A 5,323-nucleotide genomic window follows, 5' to 3' on the forward strand; every position below is an offset into this window, starting at 1 on the left:
CCCGCGCAGCATCAGGACAATTTCGCGCGCCGTGGCGAAGAACACGCTATGTCCCAGGGACATGACATGCTGCGCAACGGACAGCGCCAAATGTCCCTTGCCCGTGCCGACATTTCCCGCGAGCACCAGCGTCGTGCCCCGGCGCGCGTGCGCGCTGAAATCCTCGGCAAACCCGCGCGCCGTCACGAGCGCATGGCGCTTGGCGTCGGAATCGGCCAGGTAATTTTCGAAGGAGCGCGCGCGAAACCGCTTCGGAATCCCCGCGCGGTTGAGGCGATCCTCCATGCGCTGCTGGCGCGCCTGCTCCTGCTCGGCGCGCTGCGCCGCCGCCTCGCGCGCGGCCGCCTCGCGGCCACAGACCGGGCAGCGCGACCAAATCAGCTTGCCCGGCTTGCGCCCCAGCGCGGGCAACTCGATCGCCCGGGACGCGAAAACACCATGGCTTGGGCAGTCGCACGTGCGCGTATGCAGCGGCACGGCCGCCGGGTCAGAAACGTCCATCGTCGCTCACTCCTTCGCGAAAATCGGTAGCGCCAATGCCGTGATGGCGGCTCGGCTTGGCGGACTTGCCCTGCAACACCTCCCCGCTGAGGATCGAGTCCAGAAAGCCCGCATTGATGGGCTGCTGGCTGCCCGCCGCGGCCCGCCTGCGCTGGGCGACATCGAGCGCCTGCAAGGCCTGCGCGTCCGAGACCCCGCGCGCGGCCCAATCCAGGACCTGCGGATTCGCCGGCGCCACGGCCGCGCCCTGCGCACGCAGCAAGAGCGCCAACTCCAGCGCGCGGGACGCAGGTGGGGACGGGCAAGGAGAAGGGGACAGCGGCGGCGGCGACGCATCGTCCGCGACAGCGGCGCGACCCGCACCCGCCGCCGCCGCCGGATCCCAATCTGCATATATCCCTCTCTCTTTCCCTCTCCCTTGGACGCCATGTCCCGGGGGACAGAGCGCGGGCGGCAAGGACAGGAAGGACGCCAACTCGGGAAAAGGCATATCGGTCCCCTGGCGCTGATTCATCTTCTTGATGCGCGCGCACTCGGTCCTCCAGCGCTGCGTCAGCTTGGCGGCCCAGGCCTCATTCGCCTTCTCGGCGACCACCGGGTGGTACAGGCGCGCGTCCGAACACTTGATCCAGCCGCGCAACGCGCCCACCCGCACCCGCTTCCACTCCCGGACCACGCGCCCGAAACCGGCCAACTGCGCCAGCACAACATCCTCGTCGGGCAAACTGGCCGCGGGCACCTGGTGCCAGGACGCGCACCACATGAGCACCGCGCAGCGGAACTCATCGCCCGAGACGATGGCCGAAATATCGCTATCGCGCAGGCGCACGACATCGAGCGGCATGTACGGGAAATCGCGCAAATCACAATCGGGCGGAGTCAGCGGAGGGCAGGGCTCGGACATGCCGTCAGCCCTGATCCGCCACACGCCGCGCAGAGCCGCCGCGCACCGCGGGGCCAAACTCGGCCAACTCCATCTCGCGCAGCCGCAGGGCCGCATCCGCAGCCTTGGCAGCGCGCCCCGCGGCCCACTTGGACAAAGTCGGCTGCGGAATCTGCGCCCGCCGGGAGATCTCGGTTTGCGAAAAACCCGCCGCTTGCAGACGCCGCAGGATGCGCGTGGTGGTCGTGCTCATGGGCGCGATTCTATTCCACATCGAATAGGAGTGCAATTCGAAGTCGAATTATTCAATCCTGCATAGTTAGGGGATGGAAGGACGCGCATTACTCCAGCTGCTGCTGGATCACAAAGAGCTATCGGGCAACGGGCTCGCAACCGCTCTGAGAGGCGCCGTCAGCCAATCGAGCATCCAGAAATACCTGGCGGGAACGGCGCGCGAGCCCCGCCGCGCGACGCTCGAAGCGTTTGCGAACCACTTCTGCGTCCCCATCGAAGCGTTCTACGACGAATACGTCGCCGAAAAGACCGCGCACCAGCTGGGGCTGATATCCACCCCCCCTTCGGGGTCCGTGCTGACGCTGCAAAAGGTGCGCCACCTGATCCAGCAACAGCCCGTACAGCAGACCCCCTCCCTGCGCAACGCCTTCCGGCAAATACGCGTCGCCCTGACCCGGGAGACACCCGGCGTGCGCCGCTCGGTCGTGGCGCTGATAGGCGACCTCGCGGACAAAGCGGAGGACACGGAATTCAGCGAACACACCATAGACCGCATGATGGCCGTGCTGGGAGAACACGGGGGAAAACCCGCAGCGCCAGAATCTACCCATTCACGCCGAGAAGGAAGTAGATAAGAGCCGGCCCTCTCCAAAACCAGCGCATCGCTGGTTTTTTTTTCGCCGCGCGGTGGGCCCCTGACAGCGCTGCGGGCAAGCCCCTGCAGGGCAGCGCGCGAAGCACCGCGGCGACGGCAGGAACTGCTCGCCTGCGGTCACGTGTTTTGCTCAGCGAAACAACCGCAACTGGATCGCCAAGCGAAACAGCCGCAACCGGATCGCCAAGCGAAACCGCACAGGCCGGCAGCGCTGATCTTCCCCCTCCCGACAGACCGGTCACCGGTCGCCAAGCCCCTGGCAGGACAGCGCGCCACAGCGCAGCCGCCGGCGACGGGAGGGGGGGGGATTGCCCGCCTGCGGGCACGCACGATCCGCCAGGCGAAACACCAGCAACTGTTTTGCCAAGCGAAACAACCGTTCCAATTTGCGTTTGCCTATTCGATATCGATTGACATTCCTATTCGATAGGGAATAATCGGATCCACGCGCATACCGACCGCGAAACACCGAACACCGACACGCAGGAGAACGCATGACATTGCACACAACAGGCCAACAGCCGGACCAGCGCCCGGTGCTACCGATCCACGACCTGGTGCAAGGCCAGCTATACCGCGCCATCGTCAGCCTGCCCGAAGCCCTGTGCCCCCCCGGGCAGCCCCTGCACGAACGCATCGTATTTTTTGAGACACCCCACCGGCAAAGCAAGGCCGCGGCGCACCTGCAGGCCCTGCTGACCCTGGCCTGGGGGCAAGACACCAGCGCCTGGGTGGAACACGGCCAGATCTACGGCATCGAAACGGCCGCGGAACTGCAAGACACAGGCCTGTCAGCACACCCCGAGGCAAGACTATTTGAAATGGGCACAGACAGCGAGAACCGCATCCGCTACGCCGACCCGGCGCGGATCGACCTCTACACCACAGCGCCAGTGCAAACCCGGCTGCGCGCACGGCTCATCGGCCTGCGCGCCGGCAAAGACAAAACGAAAACACAGCCATGAGCCGAGCCATCCGATTCATCCACGACCTGCTCTACTGGAAGCGCCGAGGACTCAGCCTGCGCCACGCCTGGCAGATGGCAACGAGGACCATCGAATGAGACTACAGCCGCTGATGAATACCCGCCTGGCGCAAGATGGCATTCGCCGTGGGCTTGGCAACAACCGTCACCGGCACGCTGAAACGCTTTTGGCTCAGGGGACTGAACCAGATCTCATGGCTCCCCCTGGCCTGCCGCACAAAATGGCAAGCATGCGCGACAAGAACAGCCCGCAGGCTGTCATAGAAACCCCGGCCCATCTAGGCACATTCAAAGCGGTCAAGGGAAAACGACTGGGGACCCGCCATGGACTGCGGCGGAATCGCAAAATTTTCCGCCAAAAGCTCCGGGGCAATCTCGCAAACACGGGCCAGCAGCGCATCGCAAGCGCCGGCCTCGGTGACAAGACCCAAATCATCGCAAACAGCAGACCACATGCCGGAGACAAGGTCATGCGAGACCTCGACGACAAAATGCACCGGCAGACCCGCAGCAAAACCCTCCTTGCCGCCGACAAGCCGATGGGACAACAAAAAGCGCTGTTGTTGCAGATGCATGCAAACATCTTATCACCCGGTTCCCCCGGCAAAAAGCGAGGCGCGCCCCCAGGACAGACGGCCCGCAAAGCCCGCCACGACACCCCCTCACAGCCGCGCGAAAGAGAGACCCCATGAGCGAAACAGACCTGCTCGAACGCATCGAAAAAATGACCAGCGCCATGCAATACATGGCGCGCATGCTGGGCACCAGACTGGACCGCGGGCAACTGGCACAGCGCATGAACGTACACCGCAACACCCTGACGAAACGCCTGGCGAAAGACCCCGGCTTCCCGCGCCCGGGACCGGACGGCAAATGGCTGCTGAGCGAAGTCATCGAATGGGAACAACGCCAGTGAGACCCGAAGCAATCCGCTGGGCAATCTCCACCGCCCTGGGGTTGTAGTAAACCAGCGCACGCGTCGTACTCGTCCAGCCGAACATCTTGCAAAGGTCCAGCACATGCAGGCGCTGCGCCAAACGGGTCGCCGCAGTATGGCGGGCATCGTGAAAAGTAAAGCCCGCAAGCGCCGCACGCGCCCGATACTTTCGGAACATCGCATCGAGACTCTGCGCACGCAGGCCGAAGACAAACACCGCGTCATAGCCACGCATCAAATCCAAGGTACGCATCGTGGCCGGGACAGCGGGCACATCGCGCTTACCCGTCTTGCCATCGACGGCAAAAAACCCATCGCCCACATCGGACCAGCGCAGACCACAGATCTCGCCGGCACGGCACCCGGTCTGCAAGGCAAGCAGGAAGGCATTCGCCACCGCCTGCCCAACCGAGCGCACAGGCACGCGGCGACTCCAGCCCAGGACACGCAACATCTTGCGCACCTCGACACCGGAAATCACCCGCTCGCGATGATCCGGCTCCGACGGCCGCCGCACATCGCGCATGGGATTGAGCCTCAACCAACCCCAATCACGCCGGGCCACCTCAAGCACATGGGACAACAGCACCATATCGCGCAAAACCGAGCTGCGCGCATTCACCCGCAGCCGGGCATCGCGCCAATCGACGATATCCGCGGCTGACAGATCCGCCAACATCCGCTTGGCAGGAAAGCCCGGCTGATTCAGAAAAGCCCGCAGGCGAATCAACTCCTTGGCCCACCCCCGCTTGGTACTCGAGACCTCCTGCCCATAGCGCTGCAAAGCCTGGGCCAGCGACTTGACCTCAGCCGCCCGCCCCTGCGCCGAAGCCAGCAGTTCCGCCGACCGCGTGGCCCCCCACTCAGCCGCCTCGCGCTTGCTCGGCCGGGTCGCACTATCGCGCACACCCTTGACCTCAATCTGAATGCGCCAAGTACCCTGAGCAGTTTTGACGGGAGTCGCCATCGGGGGGATCGTCGGGGGGAATTCGGGGGCGTAGAGTGCAAGAAAAGGTGCAGCCGGCGCATTCTACCTCGCCCGGCGGCGCCCTAACCCATTGATTCATAAGCAATAGTGCACCAGCCGCCCACCCTGAAACTCCCCCCTGGTGCCCCGAGCCGGGGTCG

The 5,323-nt window shown here is 64.7% G+C and carries 9 protein-coding genes; 3 read left to right on the top strand and 6 right to left on the bottom strand.

Translation table 11 applies throughout. From position 1 onward, the window contains the following. The 3 genes from VTU_RS0120515 to VTU_RS0120525 form a co-directional block, all read right to left on the bottom strand. The coding region (locus tag VTU_RS0120515; RefSeq protein WP_010108099.1) for an ATP-binding protein at window positions 1–501 on the bottom strand (501 nt) is incomplete at its 3' end. Continuing rightward, on the bottom strand, window positions 488–1,345 hold the full coding sequence (locus tag VTU_RS35120) for a DUF1376 domain-containing protein (RefSeq protein WP_236610816.1): 858 nt from the start codon (window positions 1,343–1,345) through the stop codon (window positions 488–490). The genes VTU_RS35120 and VTU_RS0120515, both read right to left, overlap by 14 nt. A gap of 64 nt (window positions 1,346–1,409) precedes the next feature. Further along, window positions 1,410–1,637, bottom strand: a complete 228-nt coding sequence (locus VTU_RS0120525) for a helix-turn-helix domain-containing protein (RefSeq protein ID WP_010108103.1) — start codon at window positions 1,635–1,637, stop codon at window positions 1,410–1,412. A gap of 73 nt (window positions 1,638–1,710) precedes the next feature. On the opposite strand from VTU_RS0120525, the gene VTU_RS0120530 reads away from it, so the two are divergent. Continuing rightward, window positions 1,711–2,253 carry a helix-turn-helix transcriptional regulator gene (locus VTU_RS0120530; protein WP_010108105.1) on the top strand — a complete coding sequence of 181 codons (543 nt, stop codon included), beginning with the start codon at window positions 1,711–1,713 and terminating at the stop codon, window positions 2,251–2,253. Between the two features lie 514 nt (window positions 2,254–2,767). Continuing rightward, window positions 2,768–3,238, top strand: coding sequence for a hypothetical protein (locus VTU_RS0120535; protein ID WP_010108107.1), 471 nt, complete (start codon window positions 2,768–2,770; stop codon window positions 3,236–3,238). A 100-nt stretch (window positions 3,239–3,338) separates the two neighbouring features. Here VTU_RS0120535 and VTU_RS35750 read toward each other — a convergent pair whose 3' ends face one another. Together VTU_RS35750 and VTU_RS35755 are read right to left on the bottom strand one after the other, a co-directional pair. Next, window positions 3,339–3,536, bottom strand: a complete 198-nt coding sequence (locus tag VTU_RS35750; protein ID WP_010108114.1) for a type II toxin-antitoxin system HicA family toxin — start codon at window positions 3,534–3,536, stop codon at window positions 3,339–3,341. Next, on the bottom strand, window positions 3,537–3,833 hold the full coding sequence (locus VTU_RS35755; RefSeq protein WP_010108116.1) for a DUF1902 domain-containing protein: 297 nt from the start codon (window positions 3,831–3,833) through the stop codon (window positions 3,537–3,539). 113 nt (window positions 3,834–3,946) lie between these two features. Here VTU_RS35755 and VTU_RS0120550 point away from each other — a divergent pair, with 113 nt between their 5' ends. Further along, a complete protein-coding gene (locus VTU_RS0120550; RefSeq protein ID WP_010108118.1) occupies window positions 3,947–4,174 on the top strand; it encodes a helix-turn-helix domain-containing protein in 228 nt (75 codons plus the stop codon). Here the strand turns inward: VTU_RS0120550 and VTU_RS0120555 are convergent. Beyond that, window positions 4,149–5,162 carry a tyrosine-type recombinase/integrase gene (locus VTU_RS0120555; RefSeq protein ID WP_010108120.1) on the bottom strand — a complete coding sequence of 338 codons (1,014 nt, stop codon included), beginning with the start codon at window positions 5,160–5,162 and terminating at the stop codon, window positions 4,149–4,151. The two genes, VTU_RS0120550 and VTU_RS0120555, sit on opposite strands and share 26 nt — an antisense overlap. Between the last annotated feature and the right edge of the window lie 161 nt (window positions 5,163–5,323).

The organism is Verminephrobacter aporrectodeae subsp. tuberculatae At4 (assembly GCF_000193225.1).
Taxonomy (GTDB): Bacteria; Pseudomonadota; Gammaproteobacteria; order Burkholderiales; family Burkholderiaceae_C; genus Acidovorax; species Acidovorax aporrectodeae.

Bases quoted from the DNA above. Each gene is read 5' to 3' on its own strand.
- VTU_RS35120 (WP_236610816.1), bottom strand. From the start codon at position 1,345: ATGCCGCTCGATGTCGTGCGCCTGCGCGATAGCGATATTTCGGCCATC.
- VTU_RS0120525 (WP_010108103.1), bottom strand. From the start codon at position 1,637: ATGAGCACGACCACCACGCGCATCCTGCGGCGTCTGCAAGCGGCGGGT.
- VTU_RS0120530 (WP_010108105.1), top strand. From the start codon at position 1,711: ATGGAAGGACGCGCATTACTCCAGCTGCTGCTGGATCACAAAGAGCTA.
- VTU_RS0120535 (WP_010108107.1), top strand. From the start codon at position 2,768: ATGACATTGCACACAACAGGCCAACAGCCGGACCAGCGCCCGGTGCTA.
- VTU_RS35750 (WP_010108114.1), bottom strand. From the start codon at position 3,536: ATGGGCCGGGGTTTCTATGACAGCCTGCGGGCTGTTCTTGTCGCGCAT.
- VTU_RS35755 (WP_010108116.1), bottom strand. From the start codon at position 3,833: ATGCATCTGCAACAACAGCGCTTTTTGTTGTCCCATCGGCTTGTCGGC.
- VTU_RS0120550 (WP_010108118.1), top strand. From the start codon at position 3,947: ATGAGCGAAACAGACCTGCTCGAACGCATCGAAAAAATGACCAGCGCC.
- VTU_RS0120555 (WP_010108120.1), bottom strand. From the start codon at position 5,162: ATGGCGACTCCCGTCAAAACTGCTCAGGGTACTTGGCGCATTCAGATT.